Annotated in this window: 22 protein-coding genes and 2 rRNA genes; 1 reads left to right on the top strand and 23 read right to left on the bottom strand. The window is 69.5% G+C overall.

The genetic code is table 11. The features are described from left to right. Positions 1 to 26 precede the first annotated feature (26 nt). The 19 genes from L332_RS28795 to infC all read right to left on the bottom strand — a co-directional run bounded on the left by L332_RS28795 (position 27) and on the right by infC (position 22906). Positions 27 to 3139: ribosomal RNA gene (locus L332_RS28795) — 23S ribosomal RNA — on the bottom strand. A 401-nt stretch (positions 3140 to 3540) separates the two neighbouring features. After that, positions 3541 to 5061 (bottom strand): 16S ribosomal RNA (locus L332_RS28790). The 16S and 23S rRNA genes sit together here, the layout of an rRNA operon. Positions 5062 to 5977: 916 nt before the next feature. Next, a complete protein-coding gene (gene tyrS / locus L332_RS28785; RefSeq protein WP_041204209.1) occupies positions 5978 to 7285 on the bottom strand; it encodes a tyrosine--tRNA ligase in 1308 nt (435 codons plus the stop codon). Between the two features lie 10 nt (positions 7286 to 7295). Further along, positions 7296 to 8714, bottom strand: a complete 1419-nt coding sequence (gene argH, locus L332_RS28780) for an argininosuccinate lyase (protein ID WP_021011827.1) — start codon at positions 8712 to 8714, stop codon at positions 7296 to 7298. Then, entirely contained in the window at positions 8711 to 9640 is a 930-nt protein-coding gene (gene argF, locus L332_RS28775) for an ornithine carbamoyltransferase (RefSeq protein ID WP_021011826.1), read from the bottom strand. The genes argH and argF overlap by 4 nt, the downstream gene beginning before the upstream one ends. Beyond that, positions 9637 to 10575: an acetylglutamate kinase gene (gene argB, locus L332_RS28770; RefSeq protein ID WP_021011825.1), complete on the bottom strand. Its 939-nt coding sequence runs from the start codon at positions 10573 to 10575 to the stop codon at positions 9637 to 9639. Before argB ends, argF begins: the two co-directional genes overlap by 4 nt. After that, a complete protein-coding gene (gene argJ, locus L332_RS28765) occupies positions 10565 to 11728 on the bottom strand; it encodes a bifunctional glutamate N-acetyltransferase/amino-acid acetyltransferase ArgJ (protein WP_021011824.1) in 1164 nt (387 codons plus the stop codon). The genes argB and argJ overlap by 11 nt, the downstream gene beginning before the upstream one ends. Continuing rightward, on the bottom strand, positions 11725 to 12771 hold the full coding sequence (gene argC / locus L332_RS28760; protein WP_021011823.1) for an N-acetyl-gamma-glutamyl-phosphate reductase: 1047 nt from the start codon (positions 12769 to 12771) through the stop codon (positions 11725 to 11727). The genes argJ and argC overlap by 4 nt, the downstream gene beginning before the upstream one ends. Before the next feature lie 30 nt (positions 12772 to 12801). Next, the gene (locus L332_RS29675) at positions 12802 to 13452 is read right to left on the bottom strand and encodes an SIMPL domain-containing protein (RefSeq protein WP_021011822.1); all 651 of its coding nucleotides are present in this window, start codon (positions 13450 to 13452) and stop codon (positions 12802 to 12804) included. 9 nt (positions 13453 to 13461) lie between these two features. Continuing rightward, a complete protein-coding gene (gene pheT / locus L332_RS28755) occupies positions 13462 to 15945 on the bottom strand; it encodes a phenylalanine--tRNA ligase subunit beta (RefSeq protein ID WP_021011821.1) in 2484 nt (827 codons plus the stop codon). Next, the gene (gene pheS / locus L332_RS28750) at positions 15945 to 16991 is read right to left on the bottom strand and encodes a phenylalanine--tRNA ligase subunit alpha (RefSeq protein WP_021011820.1); all 1047 of its coding nucleotides are present in this window, start codon (positions 16989 to 16991) and stop codon (positions 15945 to 15947) included. The genes pheT and pheS overlap by 1 nt, the downstream gene beginning before the upstream one ends. Positions 16992 to 17034: 43 nt before the next feature. Further along, positions 17035 to 17973 (bottom strand): amino acid ABC transporter permease, encoded by a 939-nt coding sequence (locus L332_RS28745; RefSeq protein ID WP_021011819.1) that lies wholly within the window; start codon positions 17971 to 17973, stop codon positions 17035 to 17037. Next, complete coding sequence (locus L332_RS28740) at positions 17970 to 18617, bottom strand: amino acid ABC transporter permease (RefSeq protein WP_021011818.1); 648 nt, start codon at positions 18615 to 18617, stop codon at positions 17970 to 17972. Before L332_RS28740 ends, L332_RS28745 begins: the two co-directional genes overlap by 4 nt. A gap of 63 nt (positions 18618 to 18680) precedes the next feature. Further along, entirely contained in the window at positions 18681 to 19610 is a 930-nt protein-coding gene (locus L332_RS28735) for a glutamate ABC transporter substrate-binding protein (RefSeq protein WP_021011817.1), read from the bottom strand. A 36-nt stretch (positions 19611 to 19646) separates the two neighbouring features. Further along, positions 19647 to 20384 carry an amino acid ABC transporter ATP-binding protein gene (locus L332_RS28730; protein WP_021011816.1) on the bottom strand — a complete coding sequence of 246 codons (738 nt, stop codon included), beginning with the start codon at positions 20382 to 20384 and terminating at the stop codon, positions 19647 to 19649. A gap of 64 nt (positions 20385 to 20448) precedes the next feature. Next, positions 20449 to 21258, bottom strand: coding sequence for a TrmH family RNA methyltransferase (locus tag L332_RS28725; protein WP_021011815.1), 810 nt, complete (start codon positions 21256 to 21258; stop codon positions 20449 to 20451). Between the two features lies 1 nt (position 21259). Next, positions 21260 to 21646, bottom strand: coding sequence for a 50S ribosomal protein L20 (gene rplT / locus L332_RS28720; RefSeq protein ID WP_021011814.1), 387 nt, complete (start codon positions 21644 to 21646; stop codon positions 21260 to 21262). Between the two features lie 39 nt (positions 21647 to 21685). Beyond that, a complete protein-coding gene (rpmI, locus tag L332_RS28715) occupies positions 21686 to 21880 on the bottom strand; it encodes a 50S ribosomal protein L35 (protein WP_021011813.1) in 195 nt (64 codons plus the stop codon). Between the two features lie 9 nt (positions 21881 to 21889). Further along, a complete protein-coding gene (gene infC, locus L332_RS28710; RefSeq protein ID WP_235045104.1) occupies positions 21890 to 22906 on the bottom strand; it encodes a translation initiation factor IF-3 in 1017 nt (338 codons plus the stop codon). 284 nt (positions 22907 to 23190) lie between these two features. Here infC and L332_RS28705 point away from each other — a divergent pair, with 284 nt between their 5' ends. Further along, complete coding sequence (locus L332_RS28705) at positions 23191 to 23550, top strand: DUF1844 domain-containing protein (protein WP_021011811.1); 360 nt, start codon at positions 23191 to 23193, stop codon at positions 23548 to 23550. 9 nt (positions 23551 to 23559) lie between these two features. On the opposite strand, the gene L332_RS28700 is transcribed toward L332_RS28705, so the two are convergent. The 4 genes from L332_RS28700 to L332_RS0115875 form a co-directional block, all read right to left on the bottom strand. After that, positions 23560 to 24393 (bottom strand): SseB family protein, encoded by an 834-nt coding sequence (locus L332_RS28700; RefSeq protein ID WP_021065148.1) that lies wholly within the window; start codon positions 24391 to 24393, stop codon positions 23560 to 23562. 3 nt (positions 24394 to 24396) lie between these two features. Next, on the bottom strand, positions 24397 to 25146 hold the full coding sequence (gene priA, locus L332_RS28695) for a bifunctional 1-(5-phosphoribosyl)-5-((5-phosphoribosylamino)methylideneamino)imidazole-4-carboxamide isomerase/phosphoribosylanthranilate isomerase PriA (protein ID WP_021011810.1): 750 nt from the start codon (positions 25144 to 25146) through the stop codon (positions 24397 to 24399). A 59-nt stretch (positions 25147 to 25205) separates the two neighbouring features. Beyond that, on the bottom strand, positions 25206 to 25844 hold the full coding sequence (gene hisH / locus L332_RS28690) for an imidazole glycerol phosphate synthase subunit HisH (protein ID WP_021011809.1): 639 nt from the start codon (positions 25842 to 25844) through the stop codon (positions 25206 to 25208). Further along, positions 25841 to 26252, bottom strand: a 412-nt coding sequence (locus tag L332_RS0115875; protein ID WP_031224443.1) for an imidazoleglycerol-phosphate dehydratase, incomplete at its 5' end; no start/stop codon positions are given. The genes L332_RS0115875 and hisH, both read right to left, overlap by 4 nt.

Genomic DNA, 26252 nt, shown 5'->3' with positions numbered 1-26252 from the left:
GACGCGAGCAGCAAGCTCATGTATATGTTATCAAGTCATCGGCTTATTAGTACCGGTCAGCTTCATGGGTCGTTAGTCCCCACTTCCACATCCGGCCTATCAACCCAGTAGTCTGGCTGGGAGCCTCTCGCCCGAAGGCACGGAAGTCTCATCTTGAGGCCGGCTTCCCGCTTAGATGCTTTCAGCGGTTATCCATCCCGAACGTAGCTAATCAGCGGTGCTCCTGGCGGAACAACTGACACACCAGAGGTTCGTCCAACCCGGTCCTCTCGTACTAGGGTCAGATCCTCTCAAACTTCCAACGCGCGCAGCGGATAGGGACCGAACTGTCTCACGACGTTCTAAACCCAGCTCGCGTGCCGCTTTAATGGGCGAACAGCCCAACCCTTGGGACCTACTCCAGCCCCAGGATGCGACGAGCCGACATCGAGGTGCCAAACCATGCCGTCGATATGGACTCTTGGGCAAGATCAGCCTGTTATCCCCGAGGTACCTTTTATCCGTTGAGCGACAGCGCTTCCACAAGCCACTGCCGGATCACTAGTCCCGACTTTCGTCCCTGCTCCAGTTGTCACTGTCACAGTCAAGCTCCCTTGTGCACTTACACTCGACACCTGATTGCCAACCAGGTTGAGGGAACCTTTGGGCGCCTCCGTTACTTTTTGGGAGGCAACCGCCCCAGTTAAACTACCCACCAGGCACTGTCCCTGAACCGGATTACGGTTCGAAGTTAGATATCCAGAGTGACCAGAGTGGTATTTCAACATTGACTCCACCCGAACTAGCGTCCGGGCTTCACAGTCTCCCACCTATCCTACACAAGCCACACCGAACACCAATACCAAGCTGTAGTAAAGGTCACGGGGTCTTTCCGTCCTGCTGCGCGTAACGAGCATCTTTACTCGTAGTGCAATTTCGCCGAGTTCGCGGTTGAGACAGCTGGGAAGTCGTTACGCCATTCGTGCAGGTCGGAACTTACCCGACAAGGAATTTCGCTACCTTAGGATGGTTATAGTTACCACCGCCGTTTACTGGGGCTTAAATTCTGAGCTTCGCTTGCGCTAACCCTTCCTCTTAACCTTCCAGCACCGGGCAGGCGTCAGTCCGTATACATCGACTTGCGTCTTCGCACGGACCTGTGTTTTTAGTAAACAGTCGCTTCCCACTGGTCTCTGCGGCCTTCAAACGCTTTCGGCAGCTAGTGCCGTCACGCCTCAGGCCCCCCTTCTCCCGAAGTTACGGGGGCATTTTGCCGAGTTCCTTAACCACGATTCTCTCGATCTCCTTGGTATTCTCTACCTGACCACCTGAGTCGGTTTGGGGTACGGGTGACTTGAACCTCGCGTCGATGCTTTTCTAGGCAGCATAGGATCACAGACTTCCCTCTAGGGTTCGGCAAAGCTCTCAGGCTATGTGTGCGACGGATTTGCCTATCGCACGCCCTACGGCTTACCCGGACTCAACCATCGGCCCGGTTCTGCTACCTTCCTGCGTCACACCTGTTAATACGCTAGCCGCACCAGCGAAGGGTCGAGTGCTAGCCCAAGGACATCCCCCCGAAGGGTTCAGTCCAAGGATTCGGACTCTTAGCATTACTGGATTGACTTGGGCGGTTCTTCGCCAGCTCAGGATTATCAACCTGATGTCCATCGACTACGCCTGTCGGCCTCGCCTTAGGTCCCGGCTTACCCAGGGAAGATTAGCTTGACCCTGGAACCCTTGGTCTTTCGGAGGACTGGTTTCTCGCCAGTCTTTCGCTACTCATGCCTGCATTCTCACTCGTGTGGCGTCCACGGCTGGATTCCTCCGCCGCTTCACTCGCCACACGACGCTCTCCTACCAATCCGCACGCCTGGACAGCCGAAGCTGCCGAGCTGTTGCGCGAATTCCACGACTTCGGTGGTGTGCTTGAGCCCCGTTACATTGTCGGCGCAGAATCACTTGACCAGTGAGCTATTACGCACTCTTTCAAGGGTGGCTGCTTCTAAGCCAACCTCCTGGTTGTCTAAGCAACTCCACATCCTTTTCCACTTAGCACACGCTTGGGGACCTTAGTCGGTGGTCTGGGTTGTTTCCCTCTCGACGATGAAGCTTATCCCCCACCGTCTCACTGCTGCGCTCTCACTTACCGGCATTCGGAGTTTGGCTGACGTCAGTAACCTTTTGGGGCCCATCGGCCATCCAGTAGCTCTACCTCCGGCAAGAAACACGCAACGCTGCACCTAAATGCATTTCGGAGAGAACCAGCTATCACGAAGTTTGATTGGCCTTTCACCCCTATCCACAGCTCATCCCCTCAGTTTTCAACCTAAGTGGGTTCGGTCCTCCACGAGGTCTTACCCTCGCTTCAACCTGGCCATGGATAGATCACTTCGCTTCGGGTCTAGGACATGCGACTGAATCGCCCTATTCAGACTCGCTTTCGCTACGGCTACCCCACACGGGTTAACCTCGCCACATATCGCTAACTCGCAGGCTCATTCTTCAAAAGGCACGCTGTCACAGCTGCTAGGGCTGCTCCAACGGTTTGTAAGCAAACGGTTTCAGGTACTATTTCACTCCCCTCCCGGGGTACTTTTCACCTTTCCCTCACGGTACTTGTCCGCTATCGGTCATCTGGAAGTATTTAGGCTTACCAGGTGGTCCTGGCAGATTCACACGGGATTTCTCGGGCCCCGTGCTACTTGGGATGGACCTCGCGCCATCGCGCGGTTTCGGCTACGGGATTGTCACCCTCTTCGATGAACCTTTCCAAGTTCTTCGCCTACCGCGGTCTGTAACGCTTGCTGCTCGGCAGAGCAGCTGAGATGTCCCACAACCCCGATCGTGCAACGCCTGCCGGCTATCACACACGATCGGTTTAGCCTCTTCCGCGTTCGCTCGCCACTACTGACGGAATCACTGTTGTTTTCTCTTCCTGTGGGTACTGAGATGTTTCACTTCCCCACGTTCCCTCTACCCGCCCTATATATTCAGGCGGGAGTCACTGGGTCGGCACGCCGCCCAGCGGGGTTTCCCCATTCGGAGATCCTCGGATCAAAGCTCGTTTATCAGCTCCCCGAGGCTTATCGCAGATTACTACGTCCTTCATCGGCTCCAGATGCCAAGGCATCCACCGTTTGCTCTTAGAAACTTGACCACATACATGAGTATTTTGGTTAGGACACCACCGCCGAGGCGATGGCGACCAATGATCTATATAGATCATCAAGACTCGAGCCGAAGCTCGAATCTAAGATGCTCGCGTCCACTGTGTAGTTCTCAACTTACGGTCGGTACCGTCGACCTCCGCGCGCTGCGCGTCAGCCGGCCGGTCCGAGGGAAGAGACGCCGAAAGGCGCCGTCTGGTCCCTCAGGACCCAACAGCGTGCATGCGCCCGACCTCACTCGCCCCGCGGTTCCGAGCTGCCTAGGCAGCTGTACTTCGCTGGGCTCGATCCTTCGAGCGCCAATGTCAATGTTCCACCCTTGAGCTTCCACCGGTCGACGTGTGCGACCGTAGTGGCTCTGCGCCGGCTGTGCCGGCGAGATGCTCCTTAGAAAGGAGGTGATCCAGCCGCACCTTCCGGTACGGCTACCTTGTTACGACTTAGTCCTAATCACCGATCCCACCTTCGACAGCTCCCTCCAAAAGGTTAGGCCACTGGCTTCGGGTGTTACCGACTTTCATGACTTGACGGGCGGTGTGTACAAGGCCCGGGAACGTATTCACCGTAGCGTTGCTGATCTACGATTACTAGCGACTCCGACTTCATGGGGTCGAGTTGCAGACCCCAATCCGAACTGAGACCGGCTTTTTGGGATTCGCTCCACCTTGCGGTATCGCAGCCCATTGTACCGGCCATTGTAGCATGCGTGAAGCCCAAGACATAAGGGGCATGATGATTTGACCTCATCCCCACCTTCCTCCGAGTTGACCCCGGCAGTATCCCATGAGTTCCCACCATAACGTGCTGGCAACATAGGACGAGGGTTGCGCTCGTTGCGGGACTTAACCCAACATCTCACGACACGAGCTGACGACAACCATGCACCACCTGTATACCGACCTTGCGGGGCGACCATCTCTGGCCGTTTCCGGTATATGTCAAGCCTTGGTAAGGTTCTTCGCGTTGCATCGAATTAATCCGCATGCTCCGCCGCTTGTGCGGGCCCCCGTCAATTCCTTTGAGTTTTAGCCTTGCGGCCGTACTCCCCAGGCGGGGAACTTAATGCGTTAGCTACGACACGGAGACCGTGGAATGGTCCCCACATCTAGTTCCCAACGTTTACGGCATGGACTACCAGGGTATCTAAGCCTGTTTGCTCCCCATGCTTTCGCTCCTCAGCGTCAGTTACGGCCCAGAGATCTGCCTTCGCCATCGGTGTTCCTCCTGATATCTGCGCATTCCACCGCTACACCAGGAATTCCAATCTCCCCTACCGCACTCTAGTCTGCCCGTACCCACTGCAAGCCCGAGGTTGAGCCTCGGGTTTTCACAGCAGACGTGACAGACCGCCTACGAGCTCTTTACGCCCAATAATTCCGGACAACGCTTGCACCCTACGTATTACCGCGGCTGCTGGCACGTAGTTAGCCGGTGCTTTTTCTGCAGGTACCGTCACTTTCGCTTCTTCCCTGCTAAAAGAGGTTTACAACCCGAAGGCCGTCGTCCCTCACGCGGCGTTGCTGCATCAGGCTTGCGCCCATTGTGCAATATTCCCCACTGCTGCCTCCCGTAGGAGTCTGGGCCGTGTCTCAGTCCCAGTGTGGCCGGTCACCCTCTCAGGCCGGCTACCCGTCGTCGCCTTGGTGAGCCGTTACCTCACCAACAAGCTGATAGGCCGTGAGCTGATCCTTGACCGAAGTTCTTTCCACCCTCAGGAGATGCCTCCGAGGGTCGTATCCGGTATTAGACGCCGTTTCCAGCGCTTATCCCAGAGTCAAGGGCACATTGCTCACGTATTACTCACCCGTTCGCCACTAATCCGGAGGAGCAAGCTCCTCCTTCATCGTTCGACTTGCATGTGTTAAGCACGCCGCCAGCGTTCGTCCTGAGCCAGGATCAAACTCTCCGTAAAGAAATGTTGCGTACCGCTCGGGGAAAGCCGGGCGGCAGCGAGTTTGATGCTGACAAAATGGACTGTCTACTGACAATCCGTCTCATCCAAAGGAATCGTGTGCCCGAAGGCACTACGAGTAATTTTTGGCATTTGACATTGTGCACGCTGTTGAGTTCTCAAGGATCAGACGCTCTCGTGCATTCCCCGTGGGGGTCTGCGCCGAGGCAACTTCTCTATGTTAGCCACTTCCCGGTCCGTGTCAAATCGACACGCCGTGCGGAGCTTCGCTGGCGCCGGACATCGACCGGCTCGTGGCAGCCCGTTCAGGCTACACGCTCCGGAGCGACTGTCAAGTCGGCGTCGGCTGGAGCCGGCTCGCTGTTCGGCCTGGCTCGTGGCAACCCGTTCAGGTTACACGCTCCAGAGCGACTGTCAAGTCGGCGTCTGCGAGAGCCGGCTCACACTCGGCCTGGCTCGTGGCAACCCGTTCAGGTTACACGCTCCAGAGCGACTGTCAAGTCGGCATCTGCGAGAGCCGGTCTCGATCGATCCGGCTCGTGGCAACCTGTTCAGGTTACACGCTCCGGAGCGACTGTCAAATCGGCTCCTGCTGCACCGGGCTCGCATTCGGCCCGGCTCGTGGCAACCTGTCTAGGTTACACGCTCCGGAGCGACTGTCAAGTCGGTGTCTCGCTCGGTCGGCAGCTGCCGACCGTGCTCTCCGCACATTCATCGTTGAAGTGGTCTGTCACCGCACCCGCGTCTCGGCAAGCACGCGAAAGCGTGGCCGTTCTGCTGGGGGTGGTCCCTCTTGATCCGCTGGCCTGTCCGGCTCGGCGTCTTTGGGGTGACGAGTGGATACGTTACACGGCTCGGGGACGCGGGCCGCAAACTGCGTGCATCCCGGGCGTGTCGCGCCGCTCCCCCGGCGGCGTCAGGCGCCGGCGTCGACGCCCGCGAGCGTCTTCTTGCCGCGGCGGAGCACCGCGAAGCGGCCGTGCAGCAAGCGGCCCTCGAGCGTCGCCGCCGGGTCGTCGATGCGCTGGTTGTTGACCGAGACGCCGCCTTGCGCGATCGCGCGCCGCCCCTCGGAGAGGGAGTCGACGAGTCCCGTCTCCTGCAGCAGCTGCAGGACCGGCGCGTCATCCGTCGCCGTCGCCTGGCGGTCGAGCGAGCCAACCGCGGCGGCGAGGGTGCCGGCGTCGAGCGCCGCGAGATCCCCGGCACCGAAGAGCGCCTCCGATGCGGCGATCGCCTGCTCCGTCGCGGCGCGACCGTGGATGAAGGCGGTCGCCTGCAGCGCGAGCTCGCGCTGCGCCTCGCGGCGGAACGGGGCCTCGGCCGTCGCGCGCTCGAGCTCGGCGATGCGAGCCGACGGCAGGAATGTGAACGACTTCAGCAGCTGCACGACGATCGCGTCGTCCTGGTTGAGCCAGAACTGGTACATCGCGTAGGGCGTCGTCAGGTTCGGGTCGAGCCAGACGGCGTTGCCCTCGCTCTTGCCGAACTTGCGGCCGTCGGCATCGGTGATGAGCGGCGACCCGAGGGCGTGGGCGTGGACGCCCTCGGCCTTGCGGATGAGCTCGGTCCCTGCGGTGAGGTTGCCCCACTGGTCGCTGCCGCCGAGCTGCATGATGCAGCCGTAGCGGAGGAAGAGCTCGCGGAAGTCGAGTCCCTGGAGCACCTGGTAGCTGAACTCCGCGTAGGAGATGCCCTCGTCCGACTCCATGCGGGATGCGACCACGTCCTTGCGGAGCATCGTCCCGACCCGGAAGTGCTTGCCGACCTCGCGCAGGAAGTCGACGGTCGAGAGCGGCTCGGTCCAGTCGAGGTTGTTCACGAGCCGCACGGCGTTGTCGCCCTCGTCGGAGAGGAAGCGCAGCATCTGCTCGCCGAGGTACGTGACCCACTCCGCCACGGTCTCCCGCTCGTTGAGCTGCCGCTCGGCCGTCGGCTTCGGGTCGCCGATGAGGCCGGTCGAGCCGCCGACGAGGGCGAGCGGCCGGTGGCCGGCCAGCTGCAGCCGGCGCATGATGATGAGCTGCGCGAGGTTGCCGAGGTGCAGGCTCGGGGCGGTCGGGTCGAATCCGCAGTAGTACGTGATCGGGTCGCCGCCGAGCAGCGCGCGCAGCGCCTCCGGGTCGGTCGAGACGTGCACGCTCCCGCGGTACTGCAGCTCGTCCCACACGTTGGCGAAGGCGGGGTCGAGCTGGATGGGGGCGAGGTCGATCACGGTTCGAATCTACCGAACGTCAGCCGCGCGAGAGCCGGGACAAGCGCTCGTCGAGCGAGGCGAGCTGCGCGTCGACCGCGGAGCGAGCGGTGCCGCCGAGCCCCGCGCGAGCGGCGATCGCACCGTCGACCGTCAGCACCTCGCGCACGTCGGGGGTCAGGTGCTCCGACACCGAGCGGTAGTCGTCGTCGCTCGCCTCGTCGAGCTCGATCCCCCGCTGCTCGCACAGCCGCACGAGCGCGCCGGCGATCTCGTGCGCCTCGCGGAACGGCACCCTGCGCTTGACGAGCCACTCCGCCACGTCGGTCGCGAGCGCGTACCCCGCCGCCGCGCCCGAGCGCATCCGCGCCTCGTCGAACTCGAGCGTCGCGATCATCCCGGCGAAGGCCGGCAGCAGCACCTGCAGCTGGTCGACCGCGTCGAACACCGGCTCCTTGTCCTCCTGCAGGTCGCGGTTGTACGCGAGCGGCAGCGCCTTGAGCGTCGCGAGCAGGCCCGTGTGATCGCCGATGAGGCGGCCGGCCTTGCCGCGCGCGAGCTCGGCGATGTCGGGGTTCTTCTTCTGCGGCATGATCGACGACCCGGTCGAGAAGCCGTCGTGGAGCCGCGCGAAGCCGAGGTCGCGCGTCGCCCAGAGGATGACCTCCTCGGCGAGCCGCGAGATGTCGATCGCGGTCATCGCGAGCACGAACGTGAGCTCCGCGACGACGTCGCGAGCGCTCGTCGCGTCGATCGAGTTCGGGCTCGGGGCGGCGAGCCCGAGCTCGCGGGCGACGAGGGCCGGGTCGAGCCCGAGCGTCGAGCCGGCGAGCGCGCCGGCGCCGTAGGGCGACTCGCTCGCGCGGACCCGCCAGTCGGCGAGCCGCTCGAGGTCGCGCACGAGCGGCCACGCGTGGGCGAGCAAGTGGTGGGCGAGCAGCACCGGCTGCGCGTGCTGCAGGTGGGTGCGCCCGGGCATCGCCGCGTCGGGGTGCGCATCGGCCTGCATCCGCAGCGCCTCGATCACCGCGCGGATGCCGCGCTCGACCTCCTCGGTCTCCTCGAGCATCCACACCCGCACGAGCGTCGCGATCTGGTCGTTGCGCGAGCGCCCGGCGCGCAGCCGGCCGCCGAGGTCGGCGCCGGCGATCTCGATGAGGCCGCGCTCGAGCGCGCCGTGCACATCCTCGTCCGAGTCGGCGGCGACGAACGCGCCGGAGCGCACGCGCTCGCTCAGCTCGTCGAGCGCCGCGCGCATGCCGGCGAGCTCGTCGTCGGAGAGCAGCCCCGCCGCGTGCAGCGCGCTCGCGTGCGCCTGCGAGCCGCGGATGTCGAGCTGCGCGAGCCGCCAGTCGAACTGCGTCGACTTCGAGAGCCGCGCGAGCTCGGGGCTCGGTCCCGAGGCGAAGCGGCCGCCCCACAGCGAGCCCTCGTTCGTGCCGTGCTGCTGCTCGCTCATGCGTCCGCCTTCTCCAGCAGCCACGCCAGCAGCGCCTTCTGCGCGTGCAGGCGGTTCTCCGCCTCGTCCCAGATGATCGACTGCGGCCCGTCGATGACGTCCGCCGCGACCTCGAAGCCGCGGTCGGCCGGCAGGCAGTGCATGAAGACCGCATCCGGCTTCGCGAGCGCCATGAGCGCGCGGTCGACCTTGAAGCCGCCGAAGGTCGCGACTCGCTCGGCCTTCTCGTCCTCCTTGCCCATCGACACCCACGTGTCGGTCACGACGACGTCGGCGCCTGCGACCGCGGCCGCGGCGTCGTCGCCGACCGTCGCGCTGCCGCCCGTCTCGGCGGCGATGCGCTCGGCGTCGGCGACCACCGCGGGCTCGGGCGCGTAGCCGGCCGGAGCGGCGACGCGCACGTGCATGCCCGCGGTCGCGCACGCGAGGAGGTAGGACTGCGCCATGTTCGATCGCCCGTCGCCGACGAACGCGACCTCGAGCCCGGCGAGCTCGCCCTTGTGCTCCTGCATCGTGAGCAGGTCGGCGAGCAGCTGGCACGGGTGGAAGTCGTCCGAGAGCGCGTTGACGACCGGCACCGTCGTGCCGGCGGCCATCTCCTCGAGCCCGGCTTGCGCGTAGGTGCGCCAGACGATCGCGGCGACCTGCCGCTCGAGCACGCGCGCGGTGTCGGCGGCGGTCTCCTTGCCGCCGAGCTGGCTCGAGGCCGTCGAGATGATGAGCGGCGAGCCGCCGAGGTCGGAGATGCCGACGTGGAACGAGACGCGCGTGCGGGTCGACGACTTGTCGAAGATGACGGCGACCGACTGCGGTCCCTCGAGCGGGCGCTCGGCGAAGCGGTCGCGCTTCATGCGCGCGGCGCGCTCGAGCACCTCGCGCTGCTCGGCGGGGCTCAGGTCGTCGTCGCGCAGGAAGTGCCGGGTCATGCTGCTCCTCGGTCGGGGCCCTCGGTGGGGGATGCGGTGGTGGCGGATGCGGGCACGACCTCCGTGCCGGATCCCGCGGTCGTGAAGATCTCGGTCAGGATCGAGTGGGGCGCGCGGCCGTCGATGATCGCGGCCTTCGGCACGCCCGCGCGGACGGCCGCGAGGCACGCCTGCATCTTCGGGATCATGCCCGACTCGAGCGACGGCAGGAGCGCCTCGAGCTCGGCGTCGGTGATCTCGCTCACGAGCGACGAGCGGTCGGGCCAGTCGCGGTAGAGGCCCTCGACGTCGGTGAGGATGACGAGCTTCTGCGCGCCGAGCGCCGCCGCGAGCGCCGCGGCGGCCGCGTCGGCGTTGACGTTGAGCGACTCCCCCGGCCGGTCGCCATCGGGCGCGATCGACGAGACGACCGGGATGAGCCCCGCGTCGAGCAGCCGCCGCACGGGCGTGGGGTCGACGTCGACGACGTCGCCGACCTGGCCGAGGTCGACCTCCTCGCCGTCGACGACCGTGCCGCGCCGACGGCCCGTGAAGAGCCCGGCGTCCTCCCCCGACATGCTCGCGGCGAGGGGGCCGTGCGCGTTGATGAGCGACACGAGGGTGCGCGCGACCTGGCCCGTGAGCACCATGCGCACGACGTCCATCGCCTCGCGGCTCGTGACGCGGTAGCCGCCGCGGAACTCGCTCTCGATGCCGTGGATGCGGAGCGCCTCGCTGATCTGCGGTCCGCCGCCGTGCACGACGACGGGCGCGATGCCGACGTGGCGGAGGTAGACCATGTCCTCGGCGAAGGCGCGCTGGAGCTCGGCCGACACCATGGCGTTGCCGCCGTACTTCACGACCATCGTCGCGCCGCGGTAGCGCTCGAGCCACGGGAGCGACTCGATGAGCGTCGCGGCCTTCTGCGCGAGCTGCGCCTCGTCCCTAGCTGGCATACGCGGAGTTCTCGTGGACGTACTCGTGGGTGAGGTCGTTCGTGCGGATCGTCGCCGCGTGCTCGCCCGCGTGCAGGTCGATGCGGATGCGCGTCTCGCGCGGGGTGAGGTCGACCTCCTCGCGCGGGCGGTCGGGCTCGCCGGCGTGGCACACCCGCACGCCGTTGAAGGCGACGTCGACCTCGAAGGGGTCGAACGACGCATCCGTCGTGCCGATCGCCGCGAGCACGCGGCCCCAGTTCGGGTCGTTGCCGAAGATCGCGGCCTTGAAGAGGTTGGAGCGCGCGACCGAGCGGCCGACGGAGACCGCGTCGTCCTCGCTCGCGGCGCCGAGCACCTCGATCGCGATGTCGTGGCTCGCGCCCTCGGCGTCGGCCTGCAGCTGCCGCGCGAGGTCGTCGCACACCGCGGTGACGGCCGCGGTGAGCTCGGCCTCGCTGGCGCGCTGCCCCGAGGCGCCGGACGCGAGCAGCAGCACGGTGTCGTTCGTCGACATGCAGCCGTCGGAGTCGAGCCGGTCGAAGGTCACGCGCGTCGCGGCGCGGAGCGCGCGGTCGAGCATGGCGGCGTCGGCGACCGCATCGGTCGTGAGCACGACGAGCATCGTGGCGAGCCCCGGCGCGAGCATGCCCGCGCCCTTCGCCATGCCGCCGACCGTGTAGCCGCCCCGGCTGTCGATCGCCTGCTTCGGCACCGAGTCGGTCGTCATGATCGCCCGCGCCGCCGCGAGCCCGGCCGCCTCGTCGTCGCCGAGCGCGTCGACCGCGAGGTCGACGCCGCGGAGCACCGCCTGGCGGAAGGCCTCGTCGCCGACGCCGATGAGCCCCGTCGAGCACACCTGCACCTCGACGGCGCCGATGCCGAGTCGCTCGGCGACCCGCTCGGCCGTCTGGTGCGTGGTCTGGAAGCCGAAGGCGCCCGTGAAGCAGTTCGCGCCGCCGGAGTTGAGGATCACCGCGCGAGCGGTGCCGTCGGCGAGCGCCTGCTGGCTCCACAGCACCGGGTTGGCCTTCGCGCGGTTGGCGGTGAAGACACCGGCTGCCGCATCGATCGGGCCGTCGTTGACGACGAGCGCGACGTCGGCGCCCCCGCTCGACTTCACGCCCGCGGCGACGCCCGCTGCCCGGAAGCCCGCGGCCGCGGTCACGCTCACGGCGCCACCCCGTCGATCGGCAGCCCGAGCTGCTCGTCGAGGCCGAGCGCGATGTTCGCCGACTGGATCGCGGCGCCCGCGGTGCCCTTGCCGAGGTTGTCGAGCGCGGCGATCATCACGACGCGACCGGCGTCCTGGTCGAGGCCGACGCCGATGTGCACCGAGTTCGAGCCGATGACGTCGGCGGTGCGCGGGTAGTGCCCTGCGGGGAGCACGTGCACGAAGCGCTCGTCGGCGTAGGCCGAGAGCCACGCGCCGCGCAGCTCGTCGGCGCTCGCGTCGCCCACGAGCGGCGCCGTCACGGTCGCGAGGATGCCGCGCGACATCGGCACGAGCACCGGCGTGAAGGAGTGCCGCACCTCGGTCGCGCCCACCATCCGGAGGTTCTGCGCGATCTCCGGCAGGTGGCGGTGCGTGCCGCCGACGCCGTAGGGCGTCGCGCTGCCCGTGAGCTCGCTCGCGAGCAGGTGGGTCTTCGCGCCACGGCCCGCGCCGGAGGAGCCGACGGCGAGCGCGGACGTGAGCCCCGTCGGGTCGATGAGCCCGGCCGCGATGCCGGGTGCGGCCGCGAGCGTCACGGCGGTCGCGTTGCAGCCCGGCACGGCGATGCGGCGGGCGGCGCGCAGCTCGCGCCGCTGGCGGCCGCCGTCGGCGAGCATGAGCTCGGGCATGCCGTACGGCCAGGTGCCGGCGTGCTCGGTGCCGTAGTAGCGCGTCCACTCGGCCGCGTCGAGCAGCCGGTGGTCGGCGCCGGCGTCGACGACGAGCGTCTCGTCGGGGAGCTCGGCGGCGATCCCGGCGGAGTGCCCGTGCGGCAGCGCGAGGAAGACGACGTCGTGGCCGGCGAGCACCTCGCGGGTGGTCTCCTGGGAGGTCAGCGTGGCGAGGGAGCGCAGGTTCGGGTGCACGGACACGAGGGGCTGCCCGGCGTTGGCGTGCGCGGTGACGGTGCGCACCTCCAGCTCGGGGTGCTGCGCGAGCAGCCGCAGCAGCTCGCCGCCCGCGTATCCGCTCGCGCCTGCGACGGCGACGGAGAGGCTCATGCTCTCAGGCTATCGGCCCCTCGGATGCCGCTACGCCCGGAAGGCGACCTCGACGGCGGCCTCGACCTCGATCTCGCCGGCCGAGAGCGCGACGGGCGCGCTGCCGTCGGCGCTCGCGAGCATCGCTGCCTCGGCGCCGCCGCGCGCCTTGCCGAAGGGTCGCGCCGGCGCGGGGTCCGGCTCCCGGATGGCCGTGATCGCGGGCTCGTCGAGCGCCGCGGCGCGCGCGTAGTCGGCGGCTCGAGCGCGGGCGTCCTCGACCGCGAGCTCGCGCGCGCGGCTCGAGAGCCGTCGCTCGGTCTCCTCGGCGAGCGACCACGTCACGCCGCCGACCTCGTGCTCGGGCGCGCTGCCCAGCTCGCCGATCCAGGCGCCGAGCGCGTCGACGTCGACGAACGTCGCGGTGAGGGCGGCGGATGCGGTGAAGACGAGGCGCTGCGGCAGCCCCTCGCCGACCCACTCGCGGTGGTGCGAGACCCACGCGCGGTCAGCGTGCCACGACTCGATCGCGCCCGCGGCGGCGAGCGCTCGCGCTCGCTCGACCGCGGCCGCGTGCGCCGTCGTCACCGCGGTCATCGCCGCGTCGGGCGCGTCGGCCTGCCAGCGGGAGTGCACCGTCACGGTCGCGCGCTCGGCGGCGGCGCGCAGCGCGGCCTCGCCGCGCACCAGGATCTCGACCACGACCGGATGCTACTCCCGCAGCCGCGCGCCGTGCCGCTCGGTCGCGACGCGGAGGCCCGCGAGCTTCGCCTCGCTCGCCTCGGCCGCCGTGAGCGTGCGATCGGGCGCACGGAAGCGGAGCGCGAACGTGAGCGACTTCTCGCAGTCGCCGAGGCCGGTGCCGCGGTAGTCGTCGACGAGCGCGATGTGCTCGAGCAGCGCTCCCGCGCCGTCGCGGACGGCGTGCTGCACGTCGCCTGCCGGCACCGCGACGGGCACGACGACCGAGAGGTCTTGCGTCGCGGCGGGCACCGGTGCGATCACCCGGGTGTCGAGCCGCACGCGCGCGCGCTCGATGAGCGCGTCGAGGTCGAGCTCGGCGACCGCGACGCCGCGCGGCAGGTCGGCGTCGGCCGCGACCTGCGGCAGCAGCTCGCCTGCGACGCCCACGACCGTCTCGCCGAGCAGCAGCTCGGCGGTGCGGCCGGGGTGCAGCCACGACCGCTCGGCCTGCCGAAGCTCGAGCTCGAGCCCGACGGTGCGAGCGATGCGCTCGGCCGCCTCGATCGCGTCGGCGAGGCCGAAGCGCTCGGCGGCGCGACCGGGCTGCTTGCGCACCCGCTCCCCCACGAGCAGCACCGCGGCGTGCAGCGGCTGCTCGGGCAGGCGGTCGAGATCGGCGAGCACGTCGTCGGCGGGCCGCGACTCGGCGCCCGGCAGCTCGTCGGTGCCCTGCCCGTCGACGGCGCGGAAGACACGGCCGAGCTCGAAGAGCGCGAGGTCGGTGAGCCCACGGCCGAGGTTGCGGTGCGCGGTGTCGACGAGGCCCGGCACGAGCGCGGTGCGCAGGCACGGGCGCTCGCCGTCGAGCGGGTTCTCGAGCCGCACGGGCGCGTGCCCGGTCAGCCGCGCCTGGCGCTCGGTGACGAACGGCGCGACGAGCACCTCGGTGTGGCCGCTCGCGGCGAGCGCGTCGGCGACCTTGCGGCGCAGCCGCTGCGCGCGCGAGTAGCCGCGCCCCGGCGGCGCGACCGGCAGCACCGAGGGGATGCGGTCGAAGCCGACGACGCGGGCGATCTCCTCGACGAGGCCCTCGCGATCGGTCAGGTCGCGACGCCACGTCGGCGGGGTGACCGTCCACGCGACCGGGCCCTCGTCGATCGTCGCGCCCACGCTCTCGAGCGCGGCGCGCGCCTCGTCGTCGGCGTAGTCGCCGCCGAGCAGCGCGCTCCAGTAGCCGACCGGGATCGAGATCGGCTGCATCGCGGCGACCTCGCCGACCTCGGTGCCGAGCTCGTCGAGCGTGCCGCCCGCGAGCTCGACGAGCAGCTGGGCGACGCGCGCCGCCGCGGCGTCGGCGACGGCTGGGTCGACGCCCCGCTCGTAGCGCTTCGACGCCTCCGAGAAGAGCTTGTGCCGGCGGGCGGTGCGGCTGATCGAGACGGGGTCGAACGTCGCGGCCTCGATGAGCACGTCGGTCGTCGACGCATCCATCTCGGTCTCCGCGCCGCCCATGACGCCCGCGAGGCCGATCGCGCCGCGGTCGTCGGTGATGAGGAGGTCCTCGGGGTCGAGCTTCCGCTCGACGTCGTCGAGGGTGACGAGCGTCTCCCCCGGCTCAGCGCGGCGCACGACGATGCCGCCGCGCAGCTTCGCGAGGTCGTAGCCATGGATCGGCTGGCCGAGCTCGAGCATGACGTAGTTCGTGATGTCGACGGGCAGCGAGATCGAGCGGATGCCCGCGAGCCGCAGCCGCGAGGCGAGCCACGCGGGGCTCGGGCGCGACGGGTCGATGCCGCGCACGACCCGCACGACGAAGCGCGAGCAGCCGGCGCGGCCGCGGATGGGCGCGTCGTCGTCGAGCGAGACGGAGAAGCCGGATGCCTTCGGCCCGGCGTCGCGGGCGCGCGCGGTCTCGGCGGGGTCGGTGAACGCCTGGCCGGTCGCGGCGGCGACCTCGCGCGCGATGCCGCGCAGCGAGAGCGCGTAGCCGCGGTCGGGCGTGACGTTGATCTCGACCGCCTGGTCGTCCAGGCCGAGGATCGCCAGCGCATCCGCCCCGACCTCGCCCTCGATGCCGAGCTGATCGAGGCGCATGATGCCGTCGTGGTCGTCGCCGAGCCCGAGCTCGCGCTCGGAGGCGATCATGCCGTCGGAGACGTGGCCGTAGGTCTTGCGCGCGGCGATCTCGAAGCCGCCCGGCAGCGCCGAGCCCGGCAGGGTCACGACGACCCGGTCGCCCTCGACGAAGTTGAGCGCGCCGCAGACGATGCCGCGCACGCCGCCGTTCGCCTCGCCGACGTCGACCTGGCACCAGCGGATGGTCTTGCCGTTCTTCTGCGGCTCCTCCTCGATCGAGAGCACGCGGCCGACGACGATCGGGCCGCGCAGCTCGCCGCCGTGCACCGCCTCCTCCTCGAAGCCGACGCGCACGAGCGTCGCGTGCAGCCACTCGGCAGCGCCCTCGGCGGGCAGCTCGACGTGCTCCGCGAGCCATGACAGCGGAATCCGCATCAGATCACCATCCCGAACTGCTCGGTGAAGCGCACGTCGCCCTCGATCATGTCGCGCATGTCGTCGAGCTGGTACCGGAACTGGAGGGTGCGCTCGACGCCCATGCCGAACGCGAAGCCCGAGTAGACCTCCGGGTCGACGCCCGTCGCGCGCAGCACGTTGGGGTTGACCATGCCGCAGCCGCCCCACTCGACCCAGCGCGGTCCGCCGCGCATGCCGGGGTGCCAGACGTCCATCTCGGCGCTCGGCTCGGTGAAGGGGAAGTAGTTGGGGCGCAGGCGGATCTTCGCCTCCTCGCCGAACATGATGCGGGCGAGGTGCTCGAGCGTGCCGCGGAGGTGGGCCATCGTGAGGCCCTTGTCGATCGCGAGCCCCTCCATCTGCGTGAAGACCGGCAGGTGGGTCGCGTCGATGTCGTCGGTGCGGTAGACCCGGCCCGGCGCGACGATGTAGATCGGCAGCTCGCGCGTCAGCATCGAGCGCGCCTGCACGGGGCTCGTCTGCGTGCGCAGCACGAGGTGCCGCTCGGCGGGCGCGACGTAGAAGGTGTCGGACTCGCTGCGCGCGGGGTGGTCGGGGTCGACGTTGAGGGCGTCGAAGTTGTACCACTCGTGCTCGAGCTCGGGGCCCTCCGCGACCTCCCAGCCCATGCCGACGAAGACATCCGTCATCTCGTCCGCGAGCATCGAGAGCGGGTGCCGGCCGCCCGGCGCGCGCAGGCGCGGGAGCGCGGTGACGTCGACGCGCTCGGCCTCGAGCTGCGCGGCCTCCTCGGCCGCGGCGAGCTCGCCCTGGCGCGCGGCGATCGCCTCGGCGACGCGCGCGCGGCCCGCGCCGATCGTCTGCCCCGCGGCCTTGCGCTCCTCGGGCGCGATGTCGCGGAGGGATGCGTTGAGGCCGGCGAGCTCGGAGCCCTGCCCGTTGTGGGCGGACTTCGCGGCCTGCAGCTCGGCGGTCGTCGAGGCGGCGTCGATCGCCGCGAGCGCGGCCTCCACGGCCGCGTCGACGCGCGCGCTCAGTTCAGGGGATGCGTCGGGTTGGGGCACCGGACGATCCTACCGGCGCGCTCGGGGCGCGCCGGGCCGCGCTCTAGCCCTGCCCGCCCATGCCCGCTCCGGGAAGCCGCGTGATCTCGGCCTGCGGATCCTTGACCTCGCGCATCGCCTGCGTCGAGAGCGGGATCGCCTCGGTCTTCGAGCCGTCGAGGTTGGGACCGCCGCGGCGCGGCTGCGCCATCCGTCGCGCGAGCACGCGGACGAGCCACGAGAGCGTGATGTTGATCGCGAGGAAGATCGCGAGCATGACGAAGAACATCGAGAGCGCGTACGGGCCGCCCTGGCGGTCGTAGAAGTCGACGAGCTGCCGGCCGATGCGGATGATCTCGGGCGAGCCGACGATGTAGCCGAGCGAGGTGTCCTTCAGCAGCACGATCAGCTGCGCGAGGATGATCGGCAGCATGATGCGGAAGGCCTGCGGCAGCTCGATCTCGAGCGTCGTGCGCAGCGGCGTGAGGCCGATCGCCAGGCCGCTCTCGCGCTGCCCCTTCGGGAGCGACTTCATGCCGGCGCGGAGCGCCTCGCCGATGATCGCCCCGTTGTAGACGACGAGCGCCCACACGACGGCCCAGTAGGCGCCGGTCGAGAAGACGATGAGGATGAAGAGCATCATCAGCAGCACGGGCATGCCGCGGAAGAACTCGAGCACGATCGTGACCGGCACCCGCACCCACTTCGAGGGCGCGCTGCGCAGGATCGAGAAGACGACACCCAGGATGAGCGCGCCGACCGCGGCGATCGCGGCGATCGTGAGGGTCGTGCGGAGGCCGACCATGAGGCCGCGCGCACCGAACCACAGGTCGGGCGACTGGAAGATGTCCCAGCGGTCCTGGTAGAAGGCGCCGCCGAGCCAGAGCTGGTAGGCGGCGAGCGCCAGTGCCGCGACCGCGACTACGGCGAAGACGATCGAGAGGATGCGCGAGCGCCGGATGGCGTTCGGCCCCGGGGCGTCGAAGAGGACGGAGCCGCTCATCGCTGCACGCTCCACTTGCGCTCGAGGTGGTCGACCAGCTGGCCGAGCGGCACCGTGAGGATCAGGTAGCTGAGGGCGATGCCGAGGAAGATCTGCAGCGCCTGGTCGCCGTACGTGTTCGAGAGGCGGTGCGCGACCGAGACGAGCACGAAGACGAAGAAGCCCATCGCGACGGACGAGTTCTTGATGAGGGCGATCACGACGTTGATGAGCGGCGGCAGCACGCTGCGGAACGCTTGCGGCAGCACGACGAGGCCCATCGTCTGGCTGAAGGTGAGGCCGATCGAGCGCGAGGCCTCGGCCTGGCCGATCGGCACCGAGTTGATGCCCGAGCGCACCGCTTCGGCGAAGAACGCGCTCGTGTAGTACGTCAGCGCGATGATCGCGCCGAGCTGGAAGTCGAGGATGATGCCGAGCTTCGGGAGCACGAAGGCCGTGAAGAAGAACACGAGCGTGAGCGGCGTGTTCCGCGCGACCTCCGTCCACACCGTCGCGACCACGCGCAGCGCCGCGACGGGCGAGACGCGCATGCCGGCGAGCAGGATGCCGATCGGCAGCCCGAACAGCGTGGTGGCGCCGGTGAGCAGCAGGGTCATCCACATGCCCTGCAGCCACAGCGGCCAGTTCTCGAGTAGTGCTTGCATCAGTCCCTCATCCGATCGCCGGGTGCGGGAGGAGGACCTCCCGCACCCGGCGCCGTGGATCGATCAGTAGCGGTCGACTGCCGGGAACTCGGGCGTGGGCAGGACTGCACCAGCCGTCTGCTCCCACAGCGAGTCCATCGTGCCGTCGGCCTGGGCCTCCTCGAGGACGTCGTTGATCCAGTCGCGGAACGCGTCGTCGCCCTTGGTGAGGCCGATGCCGTAGGGCTCGGACGTGAAGGTCTCGCCCTCGTTCACGAGCTCGAACTCGCCCGCGTTCTGGTCGACGAAGCCCGCGAGGATGACGTTGTCCGTCGTCACCGCGACGACCTGGCCGTTGCGGAGCGGGTCGAGGCAGTTCGAGTAGGTGTCGGTCGCCTGCAGGTTGGCGCCGTACTCGTCGACGATGCGGGCCGCGGGCGTCGAGCCCTCGACCGAGCAGACCGACAGGCCCGCGACGTCGTCGGGGCCCGTGATGCCCTCGGGGTTGCCCGCCTGCACCATGAGCGCCTGGCCGGCCTCGTAGTACGGCCCGGCGAAGTCGACCTTCTCCTTGCGAGCGTCGTTGATCGTGTAGGTCGCGACGACGAGGTCGACGGTGCCGTTCTCGATGAACGTCTCGCGGTTGGCGGAGACCGTCTCCTCCCACCGGATGTCCTCGAACGCGATGCCGAGCTCGGCTGCGATGAGCGAGCCGACCGCGACGTCGAAGCCCTCGGGAGCACCGTCGGGGCCGACGAGGCCGAACAGCGGCTGGTCGAACTTCGTGCCGATCGTGATCGTGCCGGCCTCGGCGAACTCGGCCATGGTCGTGCCCGCCTCGAACTCGGGCGACTCCGCGACCTCGAGGCCGTAGGGGTGGTCGCTCGAGGTGGCCGAGCCCGTGTCGGTCGGCTCCTCCGGCGCCTCGGACGAGGTCGTGCCGGCGGGGCCGCCGCACGCGGTGAGCGCGAGGACCGCGAACGCGGCCACGCCGAGCGTGAGCTTGCTGCGCATGGTGCTTCTCCTTCTTCGGGTTCTGGGACTTGCGGGTCAGTGCGTGAGGATCTTCGAGAGGAAGTCCTTCGCGCGCGCCGACTGGGGGTTCGAGAAGAACGACTCGGGCGTCGAGTCCTCGACGACCTTCCCGTCGGCCATGAACAGCACGCGATCGGCGGCCTTGCGGGCGAAGCCCATCTCGTGCGTGACCGTGATCATCGTCATGCCGCCGTGGGCGAGCTCGACCATGACGTCGAGCACCTCGTTGATCATCTCGGGGTCGAGCGCGCTCGTGGGCTCGTCGAAGAGCATGAGCTTGGGCTCCATCGCGAGCGATCGGGCGATCGCGACGCGCTGCTGCTGGCCGCCGGAGAGCTGGGCGGGCATCTTGTGCGCCTGGTTGGCGATGCCGACGCGCTCGAGCAGGTGCATCGCGCGCTCCTCGGCGTCCTTGCGCTTCAGGCCGCGCACCTTGATGGGGCCGAGCGTGACGTTCTCGAGGATCGACTTGTGCGAGAAGAGGTTGAACGACTGGAACACCATGCCGACGTCGGCGCGCAGCTGCGCGAGCGCCTTGCCCTCGGAGGGCAGCGGCACGCCGTCGATGCGGATCTCGCCGGAGTCGATCGTCTCGAGCCGGTTGATCGCGCGGCAGAAGGTCGACTTGCCGGAGCCCGAGGGGCCGATGACGACGACGACCTGGCCCTTCGGGATGGAGACGTCGATGTCGTTCAGGACGTGGAGGTCGCCGTAGTACTTGTTGACGTGGTCGAGCTCGACGAGGGGCTGCATGCGCTCATCAAAGCACGGCGCGCGACGTCGATCCGTCCGGCGGCGCCGGATCGCAATGGAATGGTTACACGCTGCGCTGGGCGAAGGCGCTCTGGTAGAGGCACACCGAGGCCGCGGTCGCGAGGTTGAGCGACTCCGCGCGGCCGTAGATCGGCAGCCGGGCGGCGCGATCGGCGAGCGCGAGCGTCGCCTCGTCGAGGCCGCGCGCCTCGTTGCCGAACAGCCACGCGGTCGGGCCCGTCAGCATCCCCTCGCCCTGGAGCGCGACGAGGTCGTCGCCCGAGACGTCGGCGGCGAGCACGGTCAGTCCCGCGGCCTGCGCGGCGGCGACGGCATCCTCGGTCGATGCGCCGACCGAGACGTCGAGGTGGAAGAGGGAGCCGGTCGTCGAGCGCACGACCTTGGGCGAGAAGGGGTCGACGGAGTTCGCGGTGACGACGACGGCGGATGCGCCTGCCGCGTCGGCGGCGCGGAGGATCGTGCCGAGGTTGCCGGGGTCGCGCACCTCGTGGAGGATCGCGACGAGCGGGTGCTCCCCGGCCGCGGCTCGCTCGATCGCGGCCTCGAGCGAGACGGGCGACTGCTTCGCGACCGCGACGATGCCCTGCGGCCGCACGGTGTCGGTCATCGCCTTGAGGGCGCGGTCGGAGACCGCGGTGAGCTGCCGCGCGTCGACGCGATCCAGCAGCTCGGCGTGGCGCTCGCGCGCCGCATCGGTCGCGAAGACCTCGACGAGCGACGCCGGCGCGAAGCGCAGCGCCTCGTCGAGCGCCGCCGGTCCCTCCAACAGGAACAGCCCGGTCTCGGACCGGGCTGTTCGCTGCTGGAGCTTGGCAGCCGCTCGCACGCGAGGCGCGCGGGGGCTGTCGAGCACGTCAGGCCGCGTTCTGCGGAGCCGACGTGTCGGCGGGCAGGGCGGCCTTGGCCGACTCGACGAGCGCGGCGAAGGTCGCCGGCTCGTTGACCGCGAGCTCGGCGAGCATGCGGCGGTCGACCTCGATGCCCGCGAGGCCGAGGCCCTGGATGAGGCGGTTGTACGTCAGTCCGTTCGCGCGCGACGCGGCGTTGATGCGCTGGATCCACAGGCGGCGGAAGTCGCCCTTCTTCGCCTTGCGGTCGCGGAACGCGTAGACGTGCGAGTGGAGCAGCTGCTCCTTCGCCTTGCGGTACAGCCGCGAGCGCTGCCCGCGGTAGCCCTCGGCCTGCTCGAGGATGACGCGGCGCTTCTTGGCGGCGTTGACGGCCCTCTTGACACGTGCCATGAGTGGTTCTCTCTCTTCGTCTCTACTTCGTCGCGCGCGTCAGCGGGCGAGCAGCTTCTTGATGGTCTTGGCGTCGGCGGGCGCGAGCACCTTGTCCTTGTTGAGGCGGCGCGTCTGGACCGACGACTTGACCTCGAGGTTGTGGCGCATGCCGGCCTGCTGCTTGCGGATCTTGCCGGTCCCCGTCACCTTGAAGCGCTTCTTGGCACCGGAGTGCGTCTTCTGCTTGGGCATTCTTCTCTCCTACTCGGATGCTGGCTTGTCCGCGGGCTTGCCTGCGGGCTTGGCCTTGGGTGCCGCGGGCTTGGCCGCCGAGGGCGCCGCGGGCTTGGCCCCGGGCTTCGGGGCCGCGGGCGTCGCAGCGGGCTTGGGCGCTGCGGCTGCAGCGGGGGTACCTGCCGCGGGTGCGGCAGCGGGCTTCGGCATCGACGCCGGGCGCGGCGCGTTCGCCGGCGTGGGCGCGATGGTGCGGGGCGCCTGGCGGGGCCGCGAGTCGCTCGAGCGCTCGGAGCTGCGCTCCGACGACGGGCGCGACGGGCGGTCGCTCGAGGGCCGGTCGCTCGACGGGCGCGAGGAGCGGTCGGGGCGCGAGGAGCGGTCCGACTCGGTGCGCGGCACGCGCATCGGCTCGCCGCTCGGCGGCGCGGGCGTGCGCGCCGGCGCGGGGCGCGGCGCGGGGCGCGAGGCCTCGAGCTCGGCCTGGCGGGCGGCCTTGCGCTCCGACTCCTGGCGACGCTTCTCCTGCGCGGCCTTGCGCTGCTCGGAGCGCGCGGCGTTCTGCTCGGTCTTCGCGTCGGCCTTCGAGCGCAGCGGGCCCACGACCATCGTCATGTTGCGGCCGTCGAGCGTCGGCGACGACTCGACGACGCCGTACTCGCGGATGTCCTCAGCGAAGCGCTGCAGCAGCTTGGCGCCCATCTCCGGGCGCGACTGCTCGCGACCGCGGAAGAGGATCATGGCCTTGACCTTGTCGCCGCCCTCGAGGAACCCCTGCGCACGCTTGCGCTTCGTCTCGTAGTCGTGCTCGTCGATCTTGAGGCGGAAGCGGACCTCCTTGAGGACCGTGTTCGCCTGGTTGCGACGAGCATCCTTCGCCTTCTGCGCCTGCTCGTACTTGAACTTGCCGTAGTCCATGATCTTGACCACGGGCGGCCGCGCTGCGGGAGCGACCTCGACGAGGTCGAGCTCTGCCTCGCGGGCGAGGCGAAGGGCATCCTCGACCCTCACGACGCCGACCTGCTCGCCGGCGGGGCCGACCAGTCGGACTTCTGGGACGCGGATGCGCTCGTTGATGCGGGGATCGCTGATCGCGGGCTCCTTCTCGTTGCTGCTGTGTGCTGGTGCACGGCGAACGAGGAGCCGACTACGCGCGATGTGCCGCGTGGCTCAGCACGAGCCGCTGCGCATCGAGTGACGCGCGCCGCCGTGCCGCTGACCCGTTAGCCTTGAACGGCTGCGGGTGGGATTGCTCCTCTTTCACCTCCGGGCGAGAGCCCGAAACCTGCAGAACTCTACCAGAGACCAGCCTTCAGGAGAAGAGCGCGATGACCGACGCGATCGAGCACGACCACGACGACGACAGCCTCGCCGAGGTGCGCGACATCGCCGACGTCCCGGCGGTGGAGCTCATCAACACCGTCGCCATCCACCTGCTGAGCGCCGCGGCGGTCAAGGTCGGCCTCGCCGACGACCCCGAGCAGCAGATCGACCTCGACGAGGCGCGGAAGCTCATCAACGCGCTCGCGGGCCTCGTCACGGCCGCCGCGCCGGAGGTCGGGAGCGTGCACGCCGCGCCGCTGCGCGACGGGCTGCGCTCGGTGCAGCTCGCGTTCCGCGAGGCGAGCGCGATCCCCGACGCGCCCGGCAAGGGCCCCGGCGAGAAGTACACCGGCTCGGTCGTCTAGCGACTCGCCTCAGCGCCGCTCGGCTCGGGTGACGGCCGCGAGCGGCGGCGCCGAGAGCGGCAGCCGCGAGGCTCCGCCGTCCCAGCGGTGCACGCGCAGCGCGAGGCTCTCGACGCGCGCGCGCAGCACCTCGGCCTCGCCGAGCGCGCGCGCCGCGCGACCCACCTGCTCGGCGGCATCCGGCGAGCCGTCGACGAGCGCGTGCACCTCGAGATCGGCGCCCGCGAGCCGGCAGAGCGGGTCCCCGGTCGCGAGCACGACGCCCTGCACCGCAGGCTGCGCGAAGAGCGCGTCGAGGACGGCCTCGTGCACGTGCGGGTCCTCCGCGCCCCACGACCACGGCGCATCCGCGAGCATCGCCTCGAGCATCGTGCGGCCGAGCACGAACTCGCTCGCCGAGCCCGGGTCGAGCACGATGCGGGCCGGCCCGTCGAGCGCGGCCGCCGCCGCTCGCTGCACGCTCGAGGGCACCGGCCGCGCGGCCGCGTTCCACGCCTGCATCGCCTGCACGTGCGAGAACATCGGCAGGATCGGCGCGCCGTCCGGGCCCTGCACCGTCACGATCGAGAGCTCCTGCGTCTTGTCGATCGTGCGACCGCGCTCGTCGACGCCGGTCTCCCCCGCCGCCGCGAGCAGCGGCACGAGCACCCGCTCGCCGCGCAGCGCCTCGACGACCGCGCCGCGGCCCGCGCCGCGCTCGGCGAGCGCGCGCACCGCCTCGAGGTAGCCGACCGGAGCCGAGCCGTCGTCGCCCGCGTACGTCGAGTCGTGGTGGTGGAACGAGCGCCCCGCCCAGGGCCGGCCGGCCGAGTCGGCGTCGCGGCCGGGCGTCGGGCCCGGCATCGCCTACTGCCCCGCGACGTCGAGCGCTGCGGCGAGCGTGAACGCGCCGGCGTAGAGCGCCTTGCCGACGATCGCGCCCTCGACGCCGTGCGGCACGAGCTCGCGCAGCGCCGCGATGTCGTCGAGGCTCGCGACGCCGCCCGAGGCGACGATCGGCTTCTGCGTGCGCTCGCCGACCTGCCGCAGCAGCTCGAGGTTCGGCCCCTTGAGCGTGCCGTCCTTCGTGACGTCGGTCACGACGTAGCGGCTGCAGCCGGCGGCCTCGAGCCGGTCGAGCACGTGCCACAGGTCGCCGCCGTCCTCGGTCCAGCCGCGCGCGGCGAGCGTCGTGCCGCGCACGTCGAGCCCGACGGCGATCTGGTCGCCGTACTCGGCGATGACGGATGCGGTCCACTCGGGGTTCTCGAGCGCCGCCGTGCCGAGGTTGATGCGCTTGACGCCGGTCGCGAGAGCGGCCTCGAGCGAGGCCTCGTCGCGGATGCCGCCCGAGAGCTCGACGTTGACGCGGCCCTTCGCGGCCTTGATGACCTTGCGGATCACGGCGCGGTTGTCGCCGCGACCGAACGCCGCGTCGAGGTCGACGAGGTGCAGCCACTCCGCACCCTGCCGGATCCAGTCCTCCGCGGCGTCGACGGGGCTCCCGAACGAGGTCTCGGTGCCCGCCTTGCCCTGCGTGAGCCGCACCGCCTTGCCGCCGGCGACATCGATCGCGGGCAGCAGCTGCAGCTTGGGCGACTGGTTGAAGTCGGTCATGGGATGCGTTGCCTTCCGGACGGTGGCCACGGCGCGGTCGCGCGCGCGGCCGGGATGGGTCAGAGCCCGCGGACCCAGTTCTCGAGCAGGCGCACGCCCGCCTCGCCCGACTTCTCGGGGTGGAACTGCGTCGCCGCGAGCGGGCCGTTCTCGACGGCGGCGATGAACCGCTCGCCGTGCTCGGCCCACGTGACGGCGGGCTGGCGCATGCGCGGGTCGGGGTCGAGGCCCCACTCGGTCACGCCGTAGGAGTGGACGAAGTAGAAGCGCTCGTCGGCGAGGCCCGCGAAGAGCTGCGAGTGCTCCGGCGCCTCGACCTGCGCCCAGCCCATGTGCGGCAGCACGTCCGCCTGCAGGCGGCGCACCGTACCGGGCCACTCGTCGAGCCCGCGCGTGTCGCCGCCGCCCTCCTCGCCCGAGGAGAACAGCACCTGCATGCCGACGCAGATGCCGAGCACGGGCCGGCTGCCCGCGAGCCGCCGGCCGATGAGCTCGCCGCCGTGGATCGCCTGGATGCCCTCCATGCACGCGGCCATCGAGCCGACGCCGGGCACGACGAGGCCGTCGGCCTCCATGATCGCGGTGCGGTCGGCCGTCAGGCGCACGTCGGCGCCGGCCGCCTCGAGCGCCTTCGCGGCCGAGTGGACGTTGCCGAGCCCGTAGTCGAGCAGCGCGACGCGCTTGCGCTGGGCGGTCACAGGGCACCCTTCGTCGACGGCACACCGGTCACGCGCGGGTCAGGCTCGACCGCGACGCGCATCGCGCGCGCGAAGGCCTTGAACTCCGCCTCGGCGATGTGGTGCGGGTCACGGCCCGCGAGCACCTCGACGTGCGCGGTGAGGCGAGCGTTGAGCGCGATGGCCTCGAACGCGTGGCGCACGAGCGATCCCGTGAAGTGGCCGCCGATGCGGTGCAGCTCGAAGCCCGCGGGCTCGCCGGAGTGCACGAGGAACGGCCGGCCCGAGAGGTCGACGACCGCGCGGGCGAGCGCCTCGTCGAGCGGCACGGTCGCGTCGCCGTAGCGGCGCACGCCCCGCTTGTCGCCGAGCGCCTCGCCGAGCGCGAGGCCGAGCGCGATCGCGGTGTCCTCGACCGTGTGGTGCGCG

The sequence above is a fragment of the Agrococcus pavilionensis RW1 genome (assembly GCF_000400485.1).
GTDB classification, from domain to species: Bacteria; Actinomycetota; Actinomycetes; order Actinomycetales; family Microbacteriaceae; genus Agrococcus; species Agrococcus pavilionensis.
Note: the sequence above shows the minus strand (reverse complement) of the source record. Positions and strands in the feature narration are given on the sequence as shown.